The sequence below is a fragment of the Gracilimonas sp. genome, assembly GCF_014762685.1.
Classification (GTDB): Bacteria; Bacteroidota; Rhodothermia; order Balneolales; family Balneolaceae; genus Gracilimonas.
The window spans coordinates 324,552-348,311 of sequence record NZ_JABURM010000005.1; the positions used below are offsets into that span (position 1 = coordinate 324,552).

Genomic DNA, 23,760 nt, shown 5'->3' on the forward strand with positions numbered 1-23,760 from the left:
CCGCTTCAGGATTTAATTTAGAATCAACAGTTTTGGTAAACAGAAGGATCATAGATGAAGAAAATACTCTTAGTATTGATAACCATTTTTTTATTTCAAACAGGAACCGAATTAGCGGCTCAGGTAAAAAAAGAAATCGAATTATCAGGTGAAAATATTGAACCAGGTGTTCAGGTTTATGAATATGTTCGGGAGCAGAACGGTAAATTGTCAACTCTTGGTACCATTACTGAAATGATTAAAAAAACAGGAGATCGCATGGTTATAGTTTACCGGCAGGCTCTCCCAAATATAGTTATTGAAGATAGCCTTGTAGTGAATTCAGAAAATTTTGCCCCGAAGTTCTATCGATCAACCACTGAAACAAGGGAAAATATAACAGTGAAATATAATGAAGCGAATAGTGGTGCTGACATTAGAGTGAAAAGAAGAGGATATGGGTTGAATCAGGATACCAGTTATTCGGCAAACTTTGATCAGCTAAGGTATGATTCACATTGGTTGCCAACTTTATTATATGCCATAGAAAAAGGGAATGCGATAAGTTGGGAAATTCCTATTTACTCATATAACAATAAGGAGGGTGTACTGAGAATAAGAAAAGAGGGAGTGGAGGAAGTAACATTACACGAAAAAATGTATGAAGCCGTGAAATATGAAGTCTCAAGAAAGAATTCCGAAGATATTTATCATTACTGGATTGACAAGGGAAGCAAGAGATTGCTGCAAACTCGTGGTGAGATAAACCCTAACCTTGTTGTTTGGCTTCGAATTAAAGCACAAACTTAAACCTTTCCGGAAATCATGATGGTGTCAGGAAAAAAGTTGGCAGATTCGGTTTGAACCGGTAACCGGTAACCGGTAAATCGAATCTGCCAAAAAACCAGGTGTTTGCTGAACTAAGATTTGTACCTGTAAATAGCGGCAAGACCTGAGTTATTAGGTACTTCTGATTGCGGCAATCCGTATAAAGTACTCCCATTTCTCAATGCAGATATCGCTGCATAATTGATTAAATCTACGGCTTCTCCATTTAGCTTATCAGAGATCTCAACTCTGTTTTTGTTGGGATCGAAAATACCATATTGGTGAAATCCCATAGGCACAAATAAAGTATCTACCTTTCCGAAATATGCTCCTTTTACAATATCACTTACGTCAGTTGAAATAAGTTCGCTTCCCTGCAGGTCGTTAAAGCGTTCGATATCGCTGAGTATTTCTTCTCTAAAATAGGCTTCCACAATATCCCAGGATTCTTCTTCAATTTCCTGAACACTTTTTGTATCACAATTTCCGATAATATGATTATCAAGAAGATTGAAGTATTTATTCGCTTTCTTGTAATAAGAAATCATCTTGTCAGGGCCCGCTAAAACCAATGGCCCATTCACTCTTTTTAAGTATTTGGTGACTTTATTTTCAATATGTTTCAGAAATAACTCAAGCTCTTTTTTGTTCTCATCTACATCGGCACCTTGTCCATGAAATACGGCTCCGCCACCGCTTGTGCCAGTATGATGTTGTACCGAGCGCTCATGAACATGATATTTTAAATGTTCTTCCATACTGGTAGGAACACTTTCAAACTTCACTTGAGTTGTTTCATCCGGCGCCACTTTGAACATCTTTGTTTCACTTTGACTGAGTAATAATACATGATATATGTTGTGATGGTTTTGCAGCTCCAGCAAAGGAGTGATTAGAAAGTTATCAGATATATAAAAATTTTCTTTAGGACTGACGGGTATTTTAAAGAAATCGAAATATTGTTCATTTACATACAAGGCCAATCCTTTATCCTGGTGCAGCCAAAATTGATTTTCTTCTGTTTTTGTATAAACAGGTTTAAAAAGCTCATCAACCCTGTTTTCTTTCCATCCTTTTTCTATAAGTTCATTTTTTGTTTTTTGAATAATATTCTTGAGCCTTATTGAGTCTTGTTTTCCTTCTTCTCCTTTTTTATGAGTGGGGATAAAAATGGTAACATTAACGTCCTGAGTTTCACTGATAAGCTTTTCAATGGTTTCTCTATTTACTACACTCATGATATCTCCTCTTTTTTGTAGATGTGTGATGTATCTATACCAACATTTTTGACACCACAGTGTTCCATCTACCGCTGTTAATTCTTGTCAATAATTAATGAGGTTTACCAATGAAAGTAAAGCTGAATTACTATGGACAGATCAAATTTATAGATGGAAATGATAAATAATAGAAAGGGAGAATGTCAGAGGCCATGATGAATTATCAATTTTGCAAAGCCTCTATCATAACCTCGATTTTTTTATCGAGAGTATTAGCTGCCAACTCGTAATCTTCCGGGCTCATTAGCTTGCTATTTACACTGCAATAAAATTTTATTTTAGGTTCCGTTCCCGATGGTCGGACAGAAACTATGGAGCCGTCTTCAGTGATAAATTGCAGTACATTTGATTTCGGAAGGTCGATATCTGTTATTTGACCGGTAGCAATATTTTTCTCTTCAGAAGTCTGATAATCCTTTACCATAACCACTTGAGAACCCCCAAGTTTTTTGGGAGGATTAGCCCTGAAATTCATCATCATCTGTTGGATTTCTTCGGCTCCGGCTTTTCCTTTTTTAGTAACTGAAACTAAATTCTCTCGAAATAATCCATGTTCTACATACATATCCAGAAGTGCTTCGTATAGGCTTGTTCCCTGATCTTTATAAAAGGCTGTCATTTCGGCAATGATGGCGCAAGAAATTACGGCATCTTTGTCTCTCACATGTTCCCCAATAAGGTATCCATAACTTTCCTCTCCACCGGCTATAAACTGTTTTACCCCTTCGAGTTTCGTCATCAATTCACCAATGTACTTGAATCCTGTGAGAGTATTGAAGCATTCCACACCTTTCGCCTCGGCAACGCGGTCGATGAGGTAAGAGGTGACTACCGTTTTCACAATGTATTCGTTTCCGGTAATTTTACCGGCTTGTTCCCAGGCTGTAAGCATGTAATTGATAATAAGTGAACCGGTTTGATTTCCGTTTAAGAGCACAAAATTATTATCCAGGTCTTTAACGGCGATTCCAACACGATCGGCATCGGGGTCAGTAGCCATCACCAGATCCGCATCAATTTCATTGGCTTTCTCCAGTGCCATGTTCAAGGCTTCTTTTTCCTCCGGGTTGGGGTAAACTACCGTTGGGAAATTACCATCGGGCGTCATTTGTTCATCTACCAATGTCACATTTTCAAAACCATAGCGCTTCAACACTTCCGGCACCAATTCGCGAGAGGTACCATGGATTGGAGAAAACACAATTTTCAAATCCTTTTGTCGCTTAATAGCCTCTTTGGAAACAGACAGTTTAACCAGCTCGTCAAGGTATTTTTCATCTATCTCTTTTCCAATTACCTCAATGAGGCTGTCATCACCATCAAAATTAACTTCATTCACATCAGATATTTTCTGCACCTCTTCCATTACCATTTTGTCATAAGGAGCCACAAATTGCCCTCCGTCAGCACCATATGCTTTATACCCGTTATACTCCTTAGGATTATGAGAAGCGGTAAGCATCACCCCGCTCTGGCAGCCCAACTCTCTTATAGCAAAGGAAAGCTCAGGAGTGGGGCGGAGGCCGTCAAAGAAAAACACATGAATGCCATTTGCGGAAAAAACATCTGCCACAACTTTTGCCAGCGTTTCGGAATTATTTCTGCAATCATGGGCGATGGCTACTTTCAGATCTTGTTCGGGATAATTATTTTTTAAGAAGTTAGCTAAACCCTGAGTCGCAATCCCAAATGTATATTTGTTTACCCGGTTTGACCCGATTCCCATAATTCCCCGGAGTCCGCCCGTGCCAAATTCCAGGTCTTTGTAGAAAGCATCTGTGAGTTCATCAAATTTCTCCTCCTCCAGTTTTTTCCGGATTACGGTTTTGGTTTCTTCGTCATAACTCCCGTTCAGCCATTGGTCAATTTTGGTTTGTACAGCCGAATCTAATGCCTTCATAATCTCTGATAGTTTATAGTGAAATAGTTGATAAATACAGAATTTTATACTGGCGAAATATAAATAATAAAGAAAGGCAATTCAGGAGTTTTGAATATCAAATTAATAAATACCTGATGTTCAACACCCACTTCCAATCATGTTAGAAAATGCCAAAATGAAGCCTCTTTCGCATTCAGCGATATAAGGAAAATAGTTAGTCTTTTCCCTTCACTTCGTCCAAATCATTAAGCGAAAGCCCTTCCATCAATGCATCATAATTGGAAATATCCTTCGGCAAGATTACGCTGTTTTCATCCCGTCCAAGCCCGGATAATACACTGAGATATTTTTCTGAAAGCTGAAGTTTCATGGCTTCTTTTCCTTTGGGCTGGGAGAGAGCGTCAGCTACTTCTTCAATAGACTTTGCAGTGGCTTCGGCTATGGATAAGATTTCTTCAGCGTAACCTTCAGCTTCATTAATACGGCGCTGCATTTCGGCTTCGGAAATATTAATGATTTCCGTTCGCATACCTTCGGCGTCATTTATTTTGGAGCCTTTTACCCCCTCAGATTTGGCTATGATAGCTCGTCGATCGCGTTCAGCAGTCATTTGTCGCTCCATGGCTTTTTGTACGGTACGCGGGGTAACAATATTCTTAATCTCGTAACGGTGTACTTTGATTCCCCAAACTTGTTCAACTTCACTGAGTACTTTCACCACTTCTTTACTCATGGCGGCACGTTCCTCAAAAGTCTGATCCAGTTCCATATTTCCAAGTACAGAACGGGTAGTGGTTTGGGCCAGTTGGACTGCAGCGTATCGATAATTGGTAACTCCATAGCTGGCATTTACGGGATCCATTACACTGAGATAGATTACTCCATCCACTTCTACCTTTACATTATCCTTGGTAAAACATTCTTGTGGTTCCACCTCAATGGTTTCTTCACGCAAATCCTGTTTGTACACTACTTTATCAATGAAGGGTATGAGGGCGTGAAATCCGGGACCAAGCGTTTTATGATAGTTTCCAAGCCGCTCCACAATAAATGCAAACTGATTGGGAACCAGGCGCAGCGAACGTACAAATTGATACATCACATAAATGGAGAACAACCCCAATAAAATTTTACTGATTGTTTCTAAAATTTCCATGATAACTCTTCTTATTTACTCGTTTTTGTTTTACCGGATGGATCTTTTGTGTGATCACTGATGGTGCTTACCCCTTCAAAAAAGGTTTTCAGATTGGCTGTCTCCGTAGGCAAAACAGAGACATTTGATTTCTGAATGATATTTCCAAACTGTTTGATATATTGTTCTACCAGCTTGGTTTTAACGGCTAACTGACCTCCGGGACGTTCAATGGCTTCTGCTACCCGCCGTATTCCCTTTGCCGTGGCCGTTGCAATCAATTCAATTTCCTTGGCGCGGCCTTTTGCTTCATTAATGCGTTTCTGACGATTAGCTTCAGATACCAAGACCTGACTTTGTTGTTCACCTTCCGATTCATAAATACGAGCCTGCCGATGCCCTTCGGAATTGGTGATTTCGGCTCTCTTTTCACGTTCAGCCTCCATCTGTCGCTCCATGGTATCGATAATCTCGCCGGATGGTCGAATATTCTTAAGTTCATACCGCATTACTTTTATTCCCCAGGGGTCAGCGGCTTTATCAATTTCCCGAACAATGTTTTCATTCATTTTCTCGCGTTCCGAAAACGTGTCGTCCAGGGTCATTTTACCAATCTCGCTGCGCATGGTTGTTTGCGCCAGGTTCACTGCGGCTGCCTGATAATCAGAAATGCCGTAACTGGCTTTGTGAGAGCTCATTACCTTTAAGTACACAAGCCCATCTACTGAAACTTCAATATTGTCTTTGGTGATGCAGGTTTGACTGGGAACATCCAGTACCTGTTCACGCATTTCCTGGCTATAAGCCGGGCGATCTACGAAAGGAATCAAAAAGTGAAACCCCGGTTTCAGGGTTTTTTTATATTTTCCCAGCCGTTCCTGGATAACTTCTTCGCGAAACTCAACAATCTGGAATAATCGTGTGAGCACGAAGTACGAAAGTACAATGATAACTAAGAGAGTGGTCCACATATCAGTTTTTGTTTGAGTCTTTAAGTTGATTTTTTGGGGATTCGATGGGATCTGCAGGCTCAACAATCCAGGTAGTGTTGTCTCGGTACTTGATTCGAACCTGACTCCCGGACGGGATTTTCCCTTCCATTGATCGTGCCTGCCAGGAAATGCCCTGGAAGCGAATGCGCCCTTCATTATCCAAGTCATTGATGGGCTCAATCACTTCCGCTATTTGATCCATGGCTTCATAATCTTCATCGGCCAATTTATAAGAGCTTTCTCCTTTGAAGTATTTATTGATGAAGGGTCGTATGGCAATTGTCAGTATGGTGGAGGTAAATAACCAGATAAATGTAGCTGTTAGTGGATCTTCCAGAAAGCCGAAATACCTAAGAACGCCAACTCCAATTCCGGTTATTCCCAAAAGAAAAGCGATGCCGCCGGGCAGAACTGCTTCAAGTATCATTAAAAGGACTCCCCCGATTAAAAATATCCAAGTAAGAATTTCATGATCCATAGCTACAAGCACATATTTTTGTTTACATATAGATAGTGAATTGAGGACAAAAAATCTCGAAAGTTTAGGATTTATTTTAAGGTAAGAATTGAGGGCTTCGTGAAGAGTTCAAGTTGGAGCATTTTGTGCCCATTCTTAATAAGGACTAAACTTAAATCTTTGCAAACGGAACGATTTTTTAGATTCAAAATGTATATTCCAAAATGAGTAAAGAAGAAAAGAAAGAAAATAAATCCATCAAATCACTTTGGCTGACGCTGAAGCAGATTTTTGCACTTAGTAAACCGTACCGGCTGAGGTTTTATACGGCTACTGTTACGGCAATTTTGGCTTCAGCAGTTTGGCTTACCGTACCACTGGGACTCCGGGAATTACTCGATGCTGTATTTGAATCCGGAAATAATGAATTACTGAATTGGCTGGCAATTGGATTATTCGGACTTTTTGTACTGCAGGCTGCGTTCTCTTTTTTCGGAAATTACCATTTAGAATGGGTAGGGGAACGGGTGATTACCGATCTACGCAAGAAAGTATACGAGCACTTGCACCGGTTGGGATTCAAGTTTTTTGCCGAACGCAGGCTGGGTGAAATAACTTCCCGGCTCACCAATGACGTTGGATCAATTCGTACTGCACTTACTGATTCACTTCCTCAGCTTTTAACTATTACTTTTTCCTTAATTGGTTCCGTTTCATTAATGGTGATACTTAATTGGCGGTTAAGTATGGTGATTTTTGTAACGGTCCCATTTGTTACCTTAGCTACCCGTTATTTTGGACATAAGATTCGCCATCTTTCGAAAGATATTCAGGATGAACTTGCGGATTCAACAGCAGTGGCTGAAGATGCTTTGGGAGCTGTTCGCTTGGTAAAAGCGTTTGTCCGGGAAGATTATGAAGTGGGCCGATATAAAGATGCGGTTGAGAAACTCTTTACCACTGCCCGGCGAAAAGTAGTGCTGACTCAACTTTTTTGGTCTGGTGTTGGGATTATGTTCATGAGTACACTGGTGATCATTTTTTGGTATGGAGGAAAAGAGGTTTTAGCAGATCGGTTGACTGCCGGTGATTTAGTAGCTTTTATTATTTATGCCCTGAATATTTCCCGTTCCATCAGTCAAACATCCCGATTATACACAGCTGTAAACACTGCAGCCGGTGCCTCTGAACGTATTTTTGAACTGTTGGACGAAACCCCTGAAATTGAAAATAATCCCAATGCCCATACGGTCTCAACTCTAAAGGGAGAGGTAGAAGTCAAAGACTTATGGTTTAGTTACGAGGGGAAAAAGGATGTATTGAAGGGAATTTCTTTTAAAGCCGAAGCCGGTAAAACAGTGGCTTTGGTTGGTCCCAGCGGAGCCGGAAAAACCACCTTACTGAATCTTATTCCTAGATTTTATGATCCCCAAAAAGGAGCTATTTATGTGGACGGAATGAATATTCAGGAGGTGAAATTCAAGTCGTTGAGGGAACATATTTCCATAGTTCCCCAGGAAGTTCATTTATTTGGCACAACAATTCGGGAAAATATCATCTATGGAAAATTAGATGCTACTGAAGATGAGACGATTCAGGCCGCCATAGACGCCAATGCCCATGAATTTATTATGGAAACGGAAAATGGTTTTGATTCTATGATTGGAGAGAAAGGTGTTAAGCTGAGTGGGGGTCAACGACAACGATTGGCCATTGCCCGTGCCATCCTTAAAAATCCGGCTATTTTGCTATTGGATGAGGCGACTTCTTCATTAGATTCGGAATCTGAAGCACAGGTTCAGGACGCTTTAATGCGACTCATGCAGAACCGAACTACCTTTGTGATTGCTCACCGGCTTTCTACTGTTCAACATGCTGATCATATTTTGGTAATGGATGAGGGAAGAATTGTAGAAGAAGGAACGCATGTAGAACTTATAAAACACCAAGGGCTTTACAGTCATCTTTATGAATTACAATTCAGGGACCTGGATGAGCCTAAAAGCTTGGTTTAAGTATTTCATCAAAAATAAGGGTGAAACGGTTCTGCATATATCAATTATCCGCATTATAAGCGATAATAATATCGGTGTAGTTCATCCCGTCAAGGAGATCGTTTTCGGCCAGCTGATTAATGAAATCAACCGTTACTCCTGAATTGTACATTGCGATGATAGCGGAATAGGAAAAAGTATCCAGGTAGTCATTTTCAGAAAGCCTGTTCAGATAATCTACAGGTACTTCTCCATTGTACATCCCGATGATAGCTGAATAAGAAAACTGATCAAGAAAGCCATTCTCGCTGAGGGCATCCAGGTAATCAGTCGTTACATCCCCGTTATATAAACCTATGATAGCTGAATAAGAAAAATCATCCAGATAACCACTTTCATTCAAGGCATCTAAATATTCAATCGTTACATCACCATTGTAAAATCCAATGACAGCCGAATAGGAGAATTGCTCCAGGTAACCGGCTTCATTTAGCCGGGTCAGATATTCGACCGGAACATCTGTCTGATACAAAGCGATATATCCTGAACTTGAGTAAACTTCTCCAAGCCCGGCAGTATTTATTTCTTCGAGATAATTTATAAAATTTGCATCATTGGCAATATTGGGTATGGGAGGGATATCCGGGATTTCGGGGATATCAGGAATGTCCGGAACGGTAAAAGTAAAACCTGGGGCATCTGCGGTAACCTCTGTAGCAGCTTGATCGCTGCCAAAAACACTGTTCCAGGCCTGGGTGGGACTCCAGTCATTGACCCATAAAAAAGCCGCTGCAAAAACCAAAAAGAACAGAACGGCATTCTTAAATTGAGAAGTATCGTCCTCTTCATGGGAAATGATCGGGGCCGTGTGCTCATGTTCACCCCGGCTTTTCTGACGAATATATTCGTCTAAATCAAAATCCGGATCGTTGTCGTAATCATGACCGGCCCCACGATCCAAATCGTTTTCAAATCTGTATTGCTTGTACTTGTCCTTGTTTTTCATATCAAAAAATTTTTTATGATAGACGAATAAGGTAGCGGGTTTGTTTCATGATTGGGGAGAAAAAATACTGTTATCTGGATTTTTTTGTTTTAATCTTATCCTCGTTCCCAACCACCCGGTTGGGAATGCCACCCAGGACTACTTGGTACAAATGAACAACAGGGATGACGAGACTAAACAAATTCACAAGAAAATATATGATTTTCTGCGTTGCTTATTTTAAAATTCTAGCCTTTTATTAGTTGTTAATTCACACACCACTTAAAGAGTAAAGTTACATGAAAACACAATATTATGCCGCCTCAAGTTTAGATGGATTTATCGCAGCACCTAATCATTCTCTTGATTGGTTACTTCAGTTTGGTGATATAGAAGAAACCAGTTATCCCGACTTTATTCAAAAGGTAGGTGCTATAGCGATGGGATCGGCTACTTATGAATGGATTCTCAACAACCAGATTTTCACTGATAACAATGAATCGAATCCATGGCCTTACGAACAACCGGCTTGGGTTTTTACCTCTCGTTCGTTACCGAAAATAGATGGGGCTGACATACAATTTGTCAGTGGAGATGTACGGCCCATTCACCAACAAATGTCAATAGCAGCAGGGGATAAAAATATTTGGATAATGGGGGGTGGAGAACTTGTTGGTCAATTTTATGATCATGGCTTGCTTGATGAGTTGATTATCCAGGTAACATCTGTAACCTTGGGCGAGGGGTTTCCACTTTTACCACGAAAAATCATTCAACCATCACTCATACTTAAATCTGCTACAACCTATGGGGAAGATTTTGCTGAGCTGCGATATGAAGTTCCCAAATGATTTATGCTGAACTACCTTCAATTAATGTTTTTATGGGGATAAGATCCCAATCACCAGCTGATTTTCCTTTTTATGCTAAATTTTAGCACCTTACCCACACCAACTTTAGGCAAGCTTAAAATCTTATGGCTAAAGCAAGTAAAACAGAACGAGGTAGGGGAGCATTTCGTAAGCAGGCATGGTCGGATGCTTATGCTCTGCTGTCGTCTGCCGACAAGGTAGCTTCGCTTGCCCCTGGCGATCTCGAATTGCTTGCCAAAGCTGCTTATTTGACCGGTAAGTATTTTGATTGTACGGATGCCTGGAATAGAGCTCATCACGCTTTTCTAAAACAGGGTAAAATAAAACGAGCTGCAAATTGTGCTTTTTGGCTGGGCATGATACTTATAAATCAGGGCGATCATGCCCAGGGAAGTGGATGGATTGCCCGGGCCACTCGTTTGGTTGAGGAGAACAAACATGACTGTGTAGAGCAAGGCTTTCTGTTGCTTCCAAAAGGCCTTCAGTCCCTGAGTGCAGGTGAATCCGGGAAAGCACATGATTTATTTAGTGAGGCAGTTGAAATCGGTACCCGTTTTAATAATCAGGATTTAATTACCCTTGGGCGGCTTGGGCTTGGGCAGGCGCTGATCTTTCAAAACAAGATTTCCGAAGGTACCACACTCTTCGATGAAGTTATGGTAGCTGTTTTATCCGATGAAATTTCACCCATTGTTACTGGTATTGTCTATTGTGCTGTCATCGAAACCTGTCAAAAAATTTATGACTTGGGACGTGCCCAGGAATGGACGGAAGCATTAAGCCGATGGTGTGATTCTCAACCGGATTTAGTGCCTTTCAGGGGGCAATGTTTGGTACGGCGCGTCGAAATTATGCAGTTTCACGGTGAATGGAAGGATGCTATGAACGAAGGAGAGCGTGCATGTGACTTACTCTCCCAGCCACCGGGTGAATCTGCCGCAGGTGAAGCCTGGTATCGGCAGGGGGAACTCTTTCGATTGCTTGGGAAATTTTCAAAATCGGAGGAGATGTACCGGCAAGCCAGTAAATGGGGAAGAAAACCACAGCCCGGATTGGCACTTTTACGATTGGCTCAGGGTGAAATTAAGGATGCCGTTACCGCAATTCGTCAATCGGAGGAAGAAGAGAAAGACCTGATAAAGCGCTCAAAAGTTCTTCCCGCATATGTCGAAATCATGCTTGCCGCAGGGGAAATAAGTGCAGCCAGAACTTTTTCTAGGGAATTATCTGAAATTGCAGTCAAACTTCAGGCACCTTTTTTACAGGCAATTGCTGCCCGGGCATCAGGAAGCATTCTTTTAGCGGATGAGGATGCCCGTGGTGCGCACGAAAAACTGAGAGAGGCCTGGACGCTATTCAATAAAATCGATGCAGTGTACGAATCTGCAAAAACCAGGATGTTAATCGGTCGTGCTTGCAGGGAAATTGGGGATAACGATACTGCAGAAATGGAGCTGGATGCTGCAAGATGGCATTTCCAGCAACTTGGTGCTGCTCATGATCTTGAAAAAGTTGAATCTCTTATCCGGAAATCTCCTGCCGATAATATAAATGGCTTAACCTCGCGGGAGCTGGAAGTTTTGCGCTTTCTTGCCACCGGAAAAACAAATAAAGCTATCGCCGCCGACCTGTTTATCAGTGAGAGAACGGTAGACCGGCATGTCAGTAACATCCTGTCTAAGCTGAATATCTCATCTCGTGCTGCCGCTACTGCTTATGCCTATGAGCATGATCTGATCTGATATTTGTGGGTAATATTACCCATCCCACAAAAATATTAAAATTGGGTATTCTCTCCGATTCGCTGCTGTCTTCTCCGTATTAATTTACCTCCGGTTCAACATTCAGACATCTTCAAAACACAATGGAGTAGAAAAATGGAAACTCAAGTTTATGCGGCACGAGATAAATCTACTGAAAACAAAAACCGAGACCAGTTGCTGGCTGCAATTCCTGCTGTAGAACATCGCTTGCAACTTTCCGGAGTTGACACTGCAGTACTCATCGGAGGAGACGGGCCGCCGGTTATATTGTTGCACGGACCCGGGGAATCATCTCTTTGGTGGATGCGGGTAATCCCAAAGTTGGCAAAAACCCATCGGGTGATTGTTCCCGATCTGCCCGGTCAGGGTGAGTCGAAAGTGGACAGTGATTCTTTGGATACGAACCTCATCTTCCGTTGGCTAAGTGAGCTGATTGCGAACACCTGTTTGGCTCCTCCGGCACTGGTGGGGAATATTCTTGGAGGTTCCATTGGAGCCCGCTTTGCAATCCATCACGGAAAGGAAATCGGGAAGCTGGTATTGGTCAATTCACTCGGACTTGGAAAGTTCAGGCCGGCACCGGGATTCGCTTTTGGACTATTCCGTTTTATAATCTGGCCCACCGAGAAAAATTTCAATCGTTTCTTTCCGCAGTGTATGTATGATGTGGGTAACCTGCAAAATCAGATGGGAGAACTATGGGAGCCGTTCGTGGCATACAATCTGGAATGCGCCCGGGACAAGGAACGAACTGATGCCATGAATTTCCTTATGAAAAAGCTCGGTATCCCGAAAATTCCATCGGATCAGCTTGACCAAATTGATGTGCCAACTTCCCTGATCTGGGGGCGGCATGACCGCGCCAACAAACTAAAAATAGCAGAAAAATCCAGTCGGCGCTTTGGATGGCCCCTGCAAATCATTGAGGAAACCCGTGACGATCCCAAATTGGAACGCCCTGAAGAATTTGTACGGGCACTCAACACCGCGTTGGATACGGTTAATTGACATTTATAACATCGAACTATTAAAAAAACTCTGTTATGAAAACACTTAAAATTCTTTCCTCCGTACTGTTTTTGGGCCTGCTGTCCGTTTCCTTGTTCGGACAGGAGCGGCCGCCCATCATCGATATGCATATGCACACAGGAATGCCTCACCATGTACCGGAAGGAACACCGGCCTTGTGTCGCCCCGAACCGTGTCAGGGGGAGGGCGAGGCAACTGCATCATCCGAACTGTTGCAAAAAACGCTTGATATTATGGATCGCTACAATATCGTTAAGGGCTTCCTGAGCGGTGTTGATCTAGAGACAGTAGATCAATGGAAAAAAGCTGCTCCGGATCGATTTATTGCCTCTCCGTTCATTTTTAAACCGGGAACTCCCGATTCCCTGCAGTTGAAAAAAGACATCGCAGCCGGTCGATTCGGAGGTATTGGGGAGATAGGTGCACAGCTTAATGGAATTGCTCCAAATGATCTGGTTCTGGAGCCCTATTTTGCGATGGCTGAAGGGTTCGACGTGCCGCTGCTGATCCACACGGAAGGAATTGGGCCCTATCTTCCAAGCTTTCGCTCTGCTGCAGGCAGTCCCTTAATGCTGGAAGACGTGCTGGTCCGTCACCCTAAGTTGCGAATTTTTGTAGAAAATACAGGGTACCCTTATCTGGATGAGATGATCGCGATGATGTATCAATATCCTCAACTCTACGGAGATATATCTACGATCACCTGGGTTATCCCAAGAACGGCGTTTTATGATTACCTGAGGGCCCTTGTCCGTGCCGGACTCGGTAAGCGGATTATGTTTGGTTCGGATCAGATGGTTTGGCCGGAAAAGATTGGCGAAGGAATCGAAGCTATCGAAGAAGCTGATTTCTTAACCGAAGAACAAAAAAGAGACATCCTGTACAATAATGCTGCCAGGTTTCTAAAAATGAAGACGAACCAGTGAGGAATACACCGGTATTGTGGTAAATGATGCTTGGGTAAAAGAGCAAATAAGTTCATGTAGAATTGCGATTAACCGATAGGCCGAAAAGCTGATTCTCGAATGGAATACCTGACAAAGCCCAAACTCTGGCAGTGAAATGTTAAAAATGGTCGTTTTTAAAAAAACACTGAAAATGAGAATCGAGGGAAATGTGTATAAAACGGTAAATAAACGGGTTTTCCTTGGTATTTAGCGGTATTTAAAATATCATCGATAAGTAATTGTTGGGTTGAATAATCAATCTGATCAAGTTTTAGCATCTGTAACCAAATAAACGAATATGTCCCTTTTTACCGTTACTGTTAAATTTCCGAAGAGGTTTCTGTGTACTGCGCTTTTTTTAATGCTTTTCAATTCCCAGGGAGTTTCGCAAGATATAAAAGCCTTGGTTGGCGGAACATTGATTGATGGATTTGGAAGTACTCCTATCCAAAACAGTGTAATTATAATTGAAGGGGAGCGAATCAAAGAAGTCGGACGGGGCGGAGCCATTGATATTCCCGAATCTGCTGAAATTATCTCCACAAAGGGTATGAGTATTCTTCCCGGTTTGTGGGACATGCATGTTCATTTAATGTTATCCGGCCATACCGATTATGCCCATTGGGATTCAACATATATCGATCAGTTTGAATCGGTGATTATGCCGGCTTCAGCACACCAATTGTTAATGGCAGGGGTGACAAGTGCCCGTGATCTCGGAGCACCGCTTGAAGCTTCTATAAATGTGCGGGATGCCATTAATAAAGGGGAAATTCCCGGCCCAACGATGTATATGTCAGGCCCGTTTTTGCAGCACCAGCCTTATCCGGGTACCGAGAAGTTTAGGTGGGGAATTAACGGTACAGAGGATGCGCGGCAAAAAGTACAGGAATTAGCTAATGCAGGGGTGGATGTCATAAAACTGATTGACCAAGATCAAATGACAAAAGAAGAAGTAATGGCTGTTGTTGATGAAAGTCATAAACAAGGTTTAAAGGTAGTTGGGCACAGCCATCGCCCCGAAGAAATACGACGCGGACTGGAAGCGGGTGTGGATAATTTTGAACATACCGGGCTGTCATCGGCTCCAGAATATCCCGAAGACGTTATGGAAATGATGAAAGAACGTACAGCCAAAATGAATTTAGGTCCACTGTACTGGACTCCAACAATTTCAGTTTTATATAATTATGAATATATGAGAGATCATCCGTTGTTTTTAGGGGATGATTCATGGCATTTAGGTTTGCCTGATAATATCATTGCAGATATAGAAAATTCTCTGGAGCACCCCGACCGATTTTCTTATTTCCAACTGACTCCAATCCGAAAGAAAACGCTTGACCGAAAATTCGAGCAATTGCAAGAAGCCGGTGTAGTACTGATGATTGGTACCGATAGCGGAGTGCCCATGCTTTTTCACAGTCAGTCAACATGGACAGAACTCGATGTCTGGGTGAATGAGCTGGGGGTTGATCCAATAACGGCTATTCGCGGAGCCACTTATTGGCCGGCGCTTTTCATGAATGTTGAAAAGGATTACGGCACGGTCAGTGAAGGAAAATATGCTGATATCATTGCCGTGGAAGGTGATGTCATGCGGTATATCAATCTTTTAAGTGATGTAGATATGGTGTTTAAGCATGGCAAGCGGTATAAATAAGGATGAGTAAATCTTCCCTCACCAAGGCAAATTATCCAGATCCACATTTCCGCCGGTGATGATGATGCCCACTTTCTTGCCTTTCACCTCTACCTTGCCATCAAAAACGGCAGCTACGGGAACGGCGCATGAAGCTTCGATGATCATATTCAATCGTTCCCATACATAGCGCATGGCCTCCACGATGGAATCTTCCGGTACTGTTACAATATCATCGACTTGTTCTTTAATGATAGAAAAGGGGAGCTGGCCAAGGGATGTCCGGAGCCCGTCGGCAACGGTATCAGGATTTTTGACGGGGATGAGTTTTCCGGATTTAAAAGAACGGTAAGCATCATCGGCATTGGCTGGTTCAGCGCCAATTACCAAAATATCAGGTTTAATGGATTTCGCAGCTATGGCCGTTCCACTCAATAAACCGCCCCCACCCACAGGTGCAATAATGATATCGAGGTCGGGATGGTCTTCTAGTAATTCCAGGGCACAAGTTCCCTGTCCTGCTATAATGCGTGCATCGTTATAAGGATGGATGAATGTAGCTCCGGTTTTTGTCACCACTTGTTCTAAAGTAGTTTCACGAGCTTCTAATGTAGGTTCACAGAAGGTGATTTCAGCTCCATAACTTTGAACTGCTTTAACTTTTACTTTGGGTGCATTTTCCGGCATCACCACGTGAGCAGGAATACCCCGCATTTTCGCTGCTAATGCAACGGCCTGTGCATGATTCCCGGAGGAATGTGTAGCTACTCCTTTTTTTGCATCTTCCTCACTCAGTGAAAAAATAGCATTGGAGGCTCCCCGAAATTTAAAAGCGCCTACTTTTTGAAAGTTTTCACACTTAAATAAAATTCGCCCTCCCGTTTTTTGATCTACTTGTTTACTGTTCAGAACCGGGGTTCGATGGGCATATTCACCGATAAGTTGATGTGCTTCTTTAATGTCATCAATAGTAGGGGCAGTTTGTGTAGTATTCATTTTTTATTTAATGGTGTCTTCGATTCCTGATAAAAGTGACTTCCACCAGTAGGCAAAAATTGATTTTCCGTCCTCGCGTTCAAAGGCAATTTCACCCACTCGGGGAGTAGCATTGTCATTATTGGATTTTATCACAAAAGTATTCGCAAGTAAATCACCGGTCCTTTGGAAAAACTTCTCACGGTCCGGGTTTTCTTTGTTTAAAAAAGAAACTTTCAGGTTTTGGTATAAGACCTCGAGCTTACCGGATGCCTTTTCTGAATTAAGCTCGAATTCAGCATCCAAATTTTTAATCAATCCGTCTTCAATACGGACAAATCCTACATTTTCCAGCATATTTCCGGCAGCTTTAGGATCGAAACTTTCGAGCCTGGCTTTAACCGTATGGGTATCCTGCTCGTCAAAAATTGGATAATTTATGTCAACGGTGAGCGGGGTCACATCCATAAATAAAGTTTCAACGTGAAGCTTGAGGGTGTCTTTAAAAAAGCGAGGATGTTCTGCTGTCCTGAATTTAGTTAGCGTGGCATCGATTTCGTTGAAAGAGATGCTTCCGGAAGTATCCGAAGGAGGTTTATGTTCTTCGTAAATGATTGTGGCATCGGAGATAAGCACGTGATCCAAACCAAATGAAAAGTCAAAGGAATGCGCAACTTCATTAAGCAGTGGTTTCGTGGAGATTCCCGGAGCACGATCTATTTGTTTATTTCTAAACACTTCCATCCAGGCATCAGAAACTTTCAGGGAATCTATATCCAAATGTTCCGAAGCAAGCGAATCAAGTTTAAAACCTGAAAGTTCAACACGGGGGATTTTTAGATCAATTCGGTCCAGTTGATAAGCTCTGATTTTGGAGAATTCGTATTTGGGAACTACTGGGGTCATGGCCAGGTTTTCGAGCGAAATACGCTCATTATTTTTATCGAAGCTGAAATTATTTATAGTAAATTGATAGAGTTTATCCTCTAATGACCATTTTAGCCCGGAGCCCGAAATGGTTAAATCTTCAAGAAAGAACAGTTCAGAACCGTCTAAAAGAGCATTTATATCTACATTCCTTGCTTCCAGGGAAATGTCACGGATCACCAAAACTTCCCGTCGATCCGGTTCCAAAAGTTTGCCACTTCCATTTTGAATGATGAGATCAAATTTAGCGAGATTATTGGCTATCTCCGCGTTTTGATTATTACTTGAATTGGAGAAATCTGATGCAGAAAAATTCCGGGTAAATAATTCAACCTCCGGCTCTGTGATCATAATGGTATTGAAATCGGGAAATGATTTATTGAAAAGGGTACGCCATTTTATACCGATGAGAGAGATTGAAGAAGCTTTTATTTCACGAATATGAGGAGCAGCGCTGTCAGGAAGTACTGAAATGGAATCGATGGATATGGAACGGCGAAAAATTCCAATATCAAAAGTAGAAAAGTCGAGCGTGTATTCTTGTTTTGTTTGGACATTGAACTCCTCAATCAGTGCGGATTTGAGATAGTCATTCATCAAATAAGGGCCAATGAAGGCAATTGCACTCATGGCGAGCAGAACCCCAACAAAAAAGATGATCACAATTTTGAGTGCTTTATTCATATCTCAAAATTGATATAAATCTTGAAAAAGCAAAGAGAATTGTAAAGAACTTATCTGAGTATTGGCGGAAGTTTGAGTTTGGTTTCTTTATCGTAAAGTTTTAGTCGTTTTTTAGCGGATTTAATTTTCAGAGTTTAACAAACCCACCCCCCTTATTATATAAATCAATTGTTTACATTTTGATGCAAATATCCTGAGGTCGATAGTCGGTTAAATTGCTATTCAGTAAAAGGAATGAACTTAAAATGAGTCGGTTGATAAATGTGGTTTAAAATTATAAGTAGTTGTCTGTTAGCAATGTTGCTGATGGGAAAAGGTCTGGCACAATCTGCTATTAAAATTCAAAGGTTATCAGAGCCTATCATTCTTGATGGAGTTATAGATGAACCGGCTTGGGAAGAAATAGCCCCTTTTGAGATGGTTCAGTATGAACCGGTTTTTTTAGGGGAGATGAGTGAGCGAACAGAGGTCAGAGCCGCTTACGATGATGGGTATTTATATTTTTCGGCGAAGTTGTTTACTCAAGATCCTTCTACTATTACAGCCAATAGCTTATACCGCGACAGATATAGTGGGGATGATGTTTTTGCGGTGGTACTGGATCCCTTTAATGATAATCAAAACGGGCTGCGCTTTTTTACTAATCCTGCGGGCACCAGGTTTGATCAGTCTATTTCTAATGATGCGAATAGGACTGGAGGCGACAGGCCTATTAACGACAGTTGGGATACGCACTGGGATGTTGAGACTACACAGACGGATAAAGGATGGTTTGTTGAAATGAGGATCCCATTTTCCAGTATCGGTTTTCAAAGCAACGATGGAATTGCGGAAATGGGTTTGATCGTATATCGTTGGTTGTCGCAAATTAATGAAAGGCATATATATCCTGAGATTCCACCGAACTGGAATGAGGGAAATATTAAACCTTCCAAAGCACAGGATATTATCCTTAACGATGTGGATGCTCCAAAACCTGTTTATTTTACTCCTTACATACTAGGTGGTTTTCTCCAGCAAAACACGAATACCCCGAATGAATCAGGTACCGCATTTGTGTATGATGAGGATTTTAAAAATGAGCTTGGGTTCGATATTAAATATAACCTTACCAATAACCTGACCTTAGACCTGACAGCGAATACCGATTTCGCCCAAGTAGAAAGTGATGAACAGCAGTTAAATTTGACTCGTTTTTCACTTTTCTTTCCTGAAAAGAGGCAGTTTTTTCAACAACGTTCAAGTCTTTTTGACTTTAATTACGGAGATACCCGGCTTTTTTACAGCCGAAAGATAGGCTTGGATAATCAGGGCAAACCGGTTAGAATATTCGGTGGCGCCCGGTTAACAGGAAGGGTGGGCGATTTGGATATTGGTTTTTTAAATCTTCAAACGGCATCAAGTCCTAACTTGCCGTCAGAGAATTTCGGGGTGCTAAGATTGAAACAAAGGGTTCTAAACCCCAGCTCTTATACAGGGGGGATTGTCACAAGTCGTATTGGTGCCGACGGAAAATCAAATGTACTCTTGGGCTTAGATACGGACCTGAATTTATACGCTGATGATTATTTAACATTTCGTGTAAGTCAATCTTTTGATACTGATGTACCCGAAAGCAGAAGAAATAACTTTGAGGACAACAGTATATTCAGGCTTGCCTGGGAGCGAAGAGCAAGTACTGGGCTTTTGTATCAATTTTTTGTAAACCGCACCGGGCAGTACTTTGATCCCGGGATTGGTTTCTATAAGACGAGAAATACCTCCGATTATTTTTACAGTTTGGGGTATGGATGGCGGCCGGGTGAAAATTCTGCTTTTAATCAACATTCCATTAATATCGAGAGTAACAATATTTTAGAAAATGACTCTTTTGATTTGAGAAGCCGGTCTGTTTCATTTAGATGGAACAGCAGGTTTAAGAATAGTGCCTTCCTTTGGTCTTCTCTTAATTACAAGCAAGAGCATTTATTACCAACGGAGGCATTTAATTTGGCCGGTAAAATTTATATCCCGGTATCAAATTACGACTTTTTTGAAGGGTTTTTTATGTACAGCTCTCCCCGTACAAAAAGGCTTATGAGCAGAGTAATTTTTCAGTATGGCCAACTATTTGACGGCACCCGAACACAATATAAAATTGAACCCAGGCTTGTGGCCAATGTTCATCTCGAAATTTCAGGAAGCTACCAGTTAACCATGTTACGTTTTCCTGAGATTGAAGGACGAGGCCAAACGGAATTTGATGCACATGTGGGACAGTTAAAAGGCCAATTTGCTTTCAATAAAAAGATTTCAACCAGTGCTTTTGTTCAGTATAGTAACGTGGCTGATTTAATTGGGGCTAATTTTAGGTTTCGGTACAATTTCAGGGAAGGGCAAGACCTGTGGATTGTTTTTGACCAAACCATAAATACTATTTTGGATAGTTCGCAATTTGGAAGTGTCGAGTTACCCAGAAATGAAAATCGTTCAATTCTTATCAAATACACCCATACTTTTAAAATTTAAACCACGATTTATTCTTAGCAAAATACCTTTATTTTAAACACCAATTTAAGTTAAATGGCTTTAACAAATCTCTTCTCAATATGAAATATACAGTTACTGTTCTCACATTCATGCTCACTTCGGTTCTTGCTTTTGCACAGCAGGATGCCTTTGAGCGATTTCAATTTCATCCTGATCTAAATTATAATTCCGGGATAACTTCGCCGGCTGAATATCTTGGCTATGAACTTGGAGAGGAATTCACTTTCCACTATCAAGTTATGGATTACTTTAAGAATCTTGCCGAAGAATCTGACAGGATCTCTTTTCACAAGTATGCCACAACATATGAAGGGCGAGACCTCTATTATGCTGTGATCACTTCAGAAGACAACATGGATAACATAGAATCCATTCGGAATGCGAATGTAGAGCTTGCCAATGATCCGGAATCAACTTCCATTGAGGAGAAGCCTGTGGTAGTTTGGATGAGCTATAATGTGCATGGAAATGAAGCTTCAAGCAGTGAGGCGGCCATGCAAACGGCTTATAGGCTGGTGGCGGGTACAGATTCTGAAACCCGGAATTGGTTGGAAAATTCAGTGGTTATTATTGATCCTATGATGAACCCTGATGGCCGTGACCGTTACGTGTATTGGTACAAATCATCTCAGGCGAATATCCTGAATACCGATGCCAACGATCTGGAGCATGATGAGATCTGGCCGGGTGGGCGTACCAATCACTATTGGTTTGACTTAAATCGTGATTGGGTATGGTTGGTACATCCTGAATCACAGGGGCGAATTGCTGCCTATCAGGAATGGATGCCACAGGTGCACATGGATTTTCACGAGCAGGGTTTCAATAACAACTATTTTGCCATGCCGGGAACCACACCAAGAAACCTGGAACTACCTGATGAGTATGACCGGTGGGCAGATGCTTTTGGACGCGGTTTGATCGAAGAGTTTGATAAGGCAAATGTAAACTATGCCACCCGCGAATCTTTCGATTTCTTCTATCCCGGCTACGGTTCGTCCTATCCAAGTGTGATGGGCGGAATTGGGATGTTGGCTGAGCAGGGCGGACACAGCAGAGGTGGACGTGCGGTCGAAACCGATGACGATTATATCCTTACACTTCGTCAGCGTGTGTTCGATCATTATACCAATGGGGTTTCCATTGTTAAAACCTCTGTGGAGAATAAAGAAGGACTGCTGACTTATTTCAAGAATTCGGTATCACAATCTACCCAGAAAGGAAATACACAAGCTTATATCCTGAAGAATAATGAGAATGATTACACCTATCAGGTGATCAATATGCTGATGAAGCATAATGTGAGGATCGAGCGGGCGACGGAGGATTTCAATCAAAGGAATTCATATAGCTATTGGGATGCAAGCTCTTCAACCCAAAGTTTTGAAGCAGGTGATTTCATTATTAAAACAGATCAGCCCAAGCACCTTTTCGTTAATACGCTATTCCGCAATCAAATGCAGATTGAGGATTCGGTAATGTATGATATGGCTACCTGGTCTATTCCATTAGCTTATAATCTGGATGCAGCCTGGACGACCAATAATGTGGGAGTATCCACTGAGGTGCTGACCAAAGAGCTCAGCTATCCGGCTGCGTTGGAAAATAGCGGGGCACAATATGCTTATGTGATCGACTGGAAACAGCGTCACGCCCCCAAAGCACTGGCAAAACTCTGGGATATGGGATATAACGTTCGCAGTGCCGGAAGAACCTTCACCTATAACGGAACTACCTACACGGAAGGAAGTCTGGTTGTATTGGTAGGTCGAAATTATGAGAAAAGATCCCACATTCAAGCTGATATGAGGCAACTTTCCGAAGGGGTGAGTGTAGTCATTGAAGGATTTGATACCGGACGTATGGATGAAGGGATGGACCTGGCCTCAAGTGATAGTGAGCCCGTTAAGGAACCAAAGGTTGCACTGATGGTCGATACTCCTTTCAGCTCTTATACTGCAGGTCAGCTTTGGTTTTTATTTGATCAATGGACTGAATTTGGTATCGACCGAATCCGGTCCGGAAGCTTTAACGGTATTGATTTGGCTGAATACGACGTGATCCTCATGCCGGGAGCATGGGGTGGTTTGAATGAAGTTTGGAATGATTCCCAGGTCGAAAACCTCAAATCGTGGGTTCGCAAAGGCGGGGTTTTGATAGGAACCGAAGGCAGTGGAGCATGGCTAACGAAAGATCAGTCAGGGTTTACCGATGTTAAACTTTTTGAAGAAGAAGAGGACGACAGCACTGAGGTTGAGGACAAAGCCTATACCAAATATGCTGATCGCACGGATGTATTTGGATTGGAAAGAATCCCCGGTTCCGCATTCAAAGGTATCATAGATAATACAAATCCGCTGGCTTTTGGATTACCTGAGCAGCTCTACTCTCTGAAGTTTGGTGATAATGGGATCGTGCCGAATAACTCCCTTCAAACTGTAGGATATTATGTGAAAGAGGGAGAAGTGATGGCTTCCGGTTATGCCTCAGAAGAAAACAAAGAAAAAGCAAGAGGGAAGGCATTCGCAGCGGTTCAGAATATGGGCAGCGGTAAAGTGGTATTCCTGCTGGATAACACCCAATATCGAATGTTCTGGGTAGGACCAAGCCGAATGGTTCAAAATGCTGTTATGTTGCTTCCCGGATTCTGATAGCAAGATGGGATAACAATAACAGGGGTATTTCCTGTTAAAGAAAGATCATTAAAAACCGGTTCATACATTAAGTTTGGACCGGTTTTTTTGTGTCTGAGGTTTCTGATACCCAATTTTGGTATATGCGGTCAGCTAGATCTTGTTGATTCAGATTTCTGTCTTATATTTATGCAGCTTTAATTTTACTATGCATAAAACAACCCTAC

General features: G+C 41.9%; 17 protein-coding genes. 9 read left to right on the plus strand and 8 right to left on the minus strand.

Annotated elements, in window-relative coordinates:
- Positions 1 to 54 precede the first annotated feature (54 nt).
- On the plus strand, positions 55 to 789 hold the full coding sequence (locus HUJ22_RS01600; RefSeq protein WP_290872773.1) for a hypothetical protein: 735 nt from the start codon (positions 55 to 57) through the stop codon (positions 787 to 789).
- 110 nt (positions 790 to 899) lie between these two features.
- Here the strand turns inward: HUJ22_RS01600 and HUJ22_RS01605 are convergent, their stop codons facing one another.
- From HUJ22_RS01605 to HUJ22_RS01625, 5 genes are all read right to left on the minus strand, one after another.
- On the minus strand, positions 900 to 2,045 hold the full coding sequence (locus tag HUJ22_RS01605) for a hypothetical protein (RefSeq protein ID WP_290872774.1): 1,146 nt from the start codon (positions 2,043 to 2,045) through the stop codon (positions 900 to 902).
- Positions 2,046 to 2,250: 205 nt separating this feature from the next.
- Positions 2,251 to 3,987 (minus strand): phospho-sugar mutase, encoded by a 1,737-nt coding sequence (locus HUJ22_RS01610; protein ID WP_290872777.1) that lies wholly within the window; start codon positions 3,985 to 3,987, stop codon positions 2,251 to 2,253.
- A 196-nt stretch (positions 3,988 to 4,183) separates the two neighbouring features.
- Positions 4,184 to 5,125, minus strand: coding sequence for a stomatin-like protein (locus HUJ22_RS01615; protein WP_290872780.1), 942 nt, complete (start codon positions 5,123 to 5,125; stop codon positions 4,184 to 4,186).
- A gap of 11 nt (positions 5,126 to 5,136) precedes the next feature.
- Positions 5,137 to 6,075, minus strand: coding sequence for a stomatin-like protein (locus HUJ22_RS01620; protein WP_290872782.1), 939 nt, complete (start codon positions 6,073 to 6,075; stop codon positions 5,137 to 5,139).
- Position 6,076: 1 nt separating this feature from the next.
- Complete coding sequence (locus HUJ22_RS01625; protein WP_290872785.1) at positions 6,077 to 6,574, minus strand: NfeD family protein; 498 nt, start codon at positions 6,572 to 6,574, stop codon at positions 6,077 to 6,079.
- 203 nt (positions 6,575 to 6,777) lie between these two features.
- Between HUJ22_RS01625 and HUJ22_RS01630 the strand changes: the two genes are divergently transcribed.
- Positions 6,778 to 8,568, plus strand: a complete 1,791-nt coding sequence (locus tag HUJ22_RS01630) for an ABC transporter ATP-binding protein (RefSeq protein ID WP_290872788.1) — start codon at positions 6,778 to 6,780, stop codon at positions 8,566 to 8,568.
- A gap of 40 nt (positions 8,569 to 8,608) precedes the next feature.
- Here the strand turns inward: HUJ22_RS01630 and HUJ22_RS01635 are convergent, their stop codons facing one another.
- Positions 8,609 to 9,553: a hypothetical protein gene (locus HUJ22_RS01635; protein WP_290872791.1), complete on the minus strand. Its 945-nt coding sequence runs from the start codon at positions 9,551 to 9,553 to the stop codon at positions 8,609 to 8,611.
- Between the two features lie 278 nt (positions 9,554 to 9,831).
- On the opposite strand from HUJ22_RS01635, the gene HUJ22_RS01640 reads away from it, so the two are divergent.
- The 5 genes from HUJ22_RS01640 (at position 9,832) to HUJ22_RS01660 (ending at position 15,806) form a co-directional block, all read left to right on the plus strand.
- The gene (locus HUJ22_RS01640) at positions 9,832 to 10,383 is read left to right on the plus strand and encodes a dihydrofolate reductase family protein (protein WP_290872793.1); all 552 of its coding nucleotides are present in this window, start codon (positions 9,832 to 9,834) and stop codon (positions 10,381 to 10,383) included.
- A gap of 125 nt (positions 10,384 to 10,508) precedes the next feature.
- Positions 10,509 to 12,146, plus strand: coding sequence for a LuxR C-terminal-related transcriptional regulator (locus HUJ22_RS01645; protein ID WP_290872796.1), 1,638 nt, complete (start codon positions 10,509 to 10,511; stop codon positions 12,144 to 12,146).
- A 135-nt stretch (positions 12,147 to 12,281) separates the two neighbouring features.
- Entirely contained in the window at positions 12,282 to 13,175 is an 894-nt protein-coding gene (locus HUJ22_RS01650) for an alpha/beta hydrolase (protein ID WP_290872799.1), read from the plus strand.
- Positions 13,176 to 13,210: 35 nt separating this feature from the next.
- Entirely contained in the window at positions 13,211 to 14,122 is a 912-nt protein-coding gene (locus HUJ22_RS01655; protein ID WP_290872801.1) for an amidohydrolase family protein, read from the plus strand.
- A 382-nt stretch (positions 14,123 to 14,504) separates the two neighbouring features.
- Complete coding sequence (locus HUJ22_RS01660) at positions 14,505 to 15,806, plus strand: amidohydrolase family protein (RefSeq protein WP_290872804.1); 1,302 nt, start codon at positions 14,505 to 14,507, stop codon at positions 15,804 to 15,806.
- An 18-nt stretch (positions 15,807 to 15,824) separates the two neighbouring features.
- Here HUJ22_RS01660 and HUJ22_RS01665 read toward each other — a convergent pair whose 3' ends face one another.
- Both HUJ22_RS01665 and HUJ22_RS01670 read right to left on the minus strand, forming a co-directional pair.
- Complete coding sequence (locus HUJ22_RS01665; RefSeq protein ID WP_290872807.1) at positions 15,825 to 16,781, minus strand: pyridoxal-phosphate dependent enzyme; 957 nt, start codon at positions 16,779 to 16,781, stop codon at positions 15,825 to 15,827.
- A gap of 3 nt (positions 16,782 to 16,784) precedes the next feature.
- Entirely contained in the window at positions 16,785 to 18,371 is a 1,587-nt protein-coding gene (locus HUJ22_RS01670) for a hypothetical protein (protein WP_290872809.1), read from the minus strand.
- 306 nt (positions 18,372 to 18,677) lie between these two features.
- Here HUJ22_RS01670 and HUJ22_RS01675 point away from each other — a divergent pair, with 306 nt between their 5' ends.
- The gene (locus HUJ22_RS01675; RefSeq protein ID WP_290872811.1) at positions 18,678 to 20,879 is read left to right on the plus strand and encodes a DUF5916 domain-containing protein; all 2,202 of its coding nucleotides are present in this window, start codon (positions 18,678 to 18,680) and stop codon (positions 20,877 to 20,879) included.
- An 80-nt stretch (positions 20,880 to 20,959) separates the two neighbouring features.
- A complete protein-coding gene (locus HUJ22_RS01680) occupies positions 20,960 to 23,551 on the plus strand; it encodes a M14 family zinc carboxypeptidase (protein ID WP_290872813.1) in 2,592 nt (863 codons plus the stop codon).
- The last annotated feature ends 209 nt before the right edge of the window (positions 23,552 to 23,760 follow it).

What these genes read in the sequence shown, in the direction of transcription:
- HUJ22_RS01600 (WP_290872773.1), top strand. Translation starts at nt 55, where the DNA reads ATGAAGAAAATACTCTTAGTATTGATAACCATTTTTTTATTTCAAACA.
- HUJ22_RS01605 (WP_290872774.1), bottom strand. Translation starts at nt 2,045, where the DNA reads ATGAGTGTAGTAAATAGAGAAACCATTGAAAAGCTTATCAGTGAAACT.
- HUJ22_RS01610 (WP_290872777.1), bottom strand. Translation starts at nt 3,987, where the DNA reads ATGAAGGCATTAGATTCGGCTGTACAAACCAAAATTGACCAATGGCTG.
- HUJ22_RS01615 (WP_290872780.1), bottom strand. Translation starts at nt 5,125, where the DNA reads ATGGAAATTTTAGAAACAATCAGTAAAATTTTATTGGGGTTGTTCTCC.
- HUJ22_RS01620 (WP_290872782.1), bottom strand. Translation starts at nt 6,075, where the DNA reads ATGTGGACCACTCTCTTAGTTATCATTGTACTTTCGTACTTCGTGCTC.
- HUJ22_RS01625 (WP_290872785.1), bottom strand. Translation starts at nt 6,574, where the DNA reads ATGGATCATGAAATTCTTACTTGGATATTTTTAATCGGGGGAGTCCTT.
- HUJ22_RS01630 (WP_290872788.1), top strand. Translation starts at nt 6,778, where the DNA reads ATGAGTAAAGAAGAAAAGAAAGAAAATAAATCCATCAAATCACTTTGG.
- HUJ22_RS01635 (WP_290872791.1), bottom strand. Translation starts at nt 9,553, where the DNA reads ATGAAAAACAAGGACAAGTACAAGCAATACAGATTTGAAAACGATTTG.
- HUJ22_RS01640 (WP_290872793.1), top strand. Translation starts at nt 9,832, where the DNA reads ATGAAAACACAATATTATGCCGCCTCAAGTTTAGATGGATTTATCGCA.
- HUJ22_RS01645 (WP_290872796.1), top strand. Translation starts at nt 10,509, where the DNA reads ATGGCTAAAGCAAGTAAAACAGAACGAGGTAGGGGAGCATTTCGTAAG.
- HUJ22_RS01650 (WP_290872799.1), top strand. Translation starts at nt 12,282, where the DNA reads ATGGAAACTCAAGTTTATGCGGCACGAGATAAATCTACTGAAAACAAA.
- HUJ22_RS01655 (WP_290872801.1), top strand. Translation starts at nt 13,211, where the DNA reads ATGAAAACACTTAAAATTCTTTCCTCCGTACTGTTTTTGGGCCTGCTG.
- HUJ22_RS01660 (WP_290872804.1), top strand. Translation starts at nt 14,505, where the DNA reads ATGCTTTTCAATTCCCAGGGAGTTTCGCAAGATATAAAAGCCTTGGTT.
- HUJ22_RS01665 (WP_290872807.1), bottom strand. Translation starts at nt 16,781, where the DNA reads ATGAATACTACACAAACTGCCCCTACTATTGATGACATTAAAGAAGCA.
- HUJ22_RS01670 (WP_290872809.1), bottom strand. Translation starts at nt 18,371, where the DNA reads ATGAATAAAGCACTCAAAATTGTGATCATCTTTTTTGTTGGGGTTCTG.
- HUJ22_RS01675 (WP_290872811.1), top strand. Translation starts at nt 18,678, where the DNA reads ATGGGAAAAGGTCTGGCACAATCTGCTATTAAAATTCAAAGGTTATCA.
- HUJ22_RS01680 (WP_290872813.1), top strand. Translation starts at nt 20,960, where the DNA reads ATGAAATATACAGTTACTGTTCTCACATTCATGCTCACTTCGGTTCTT.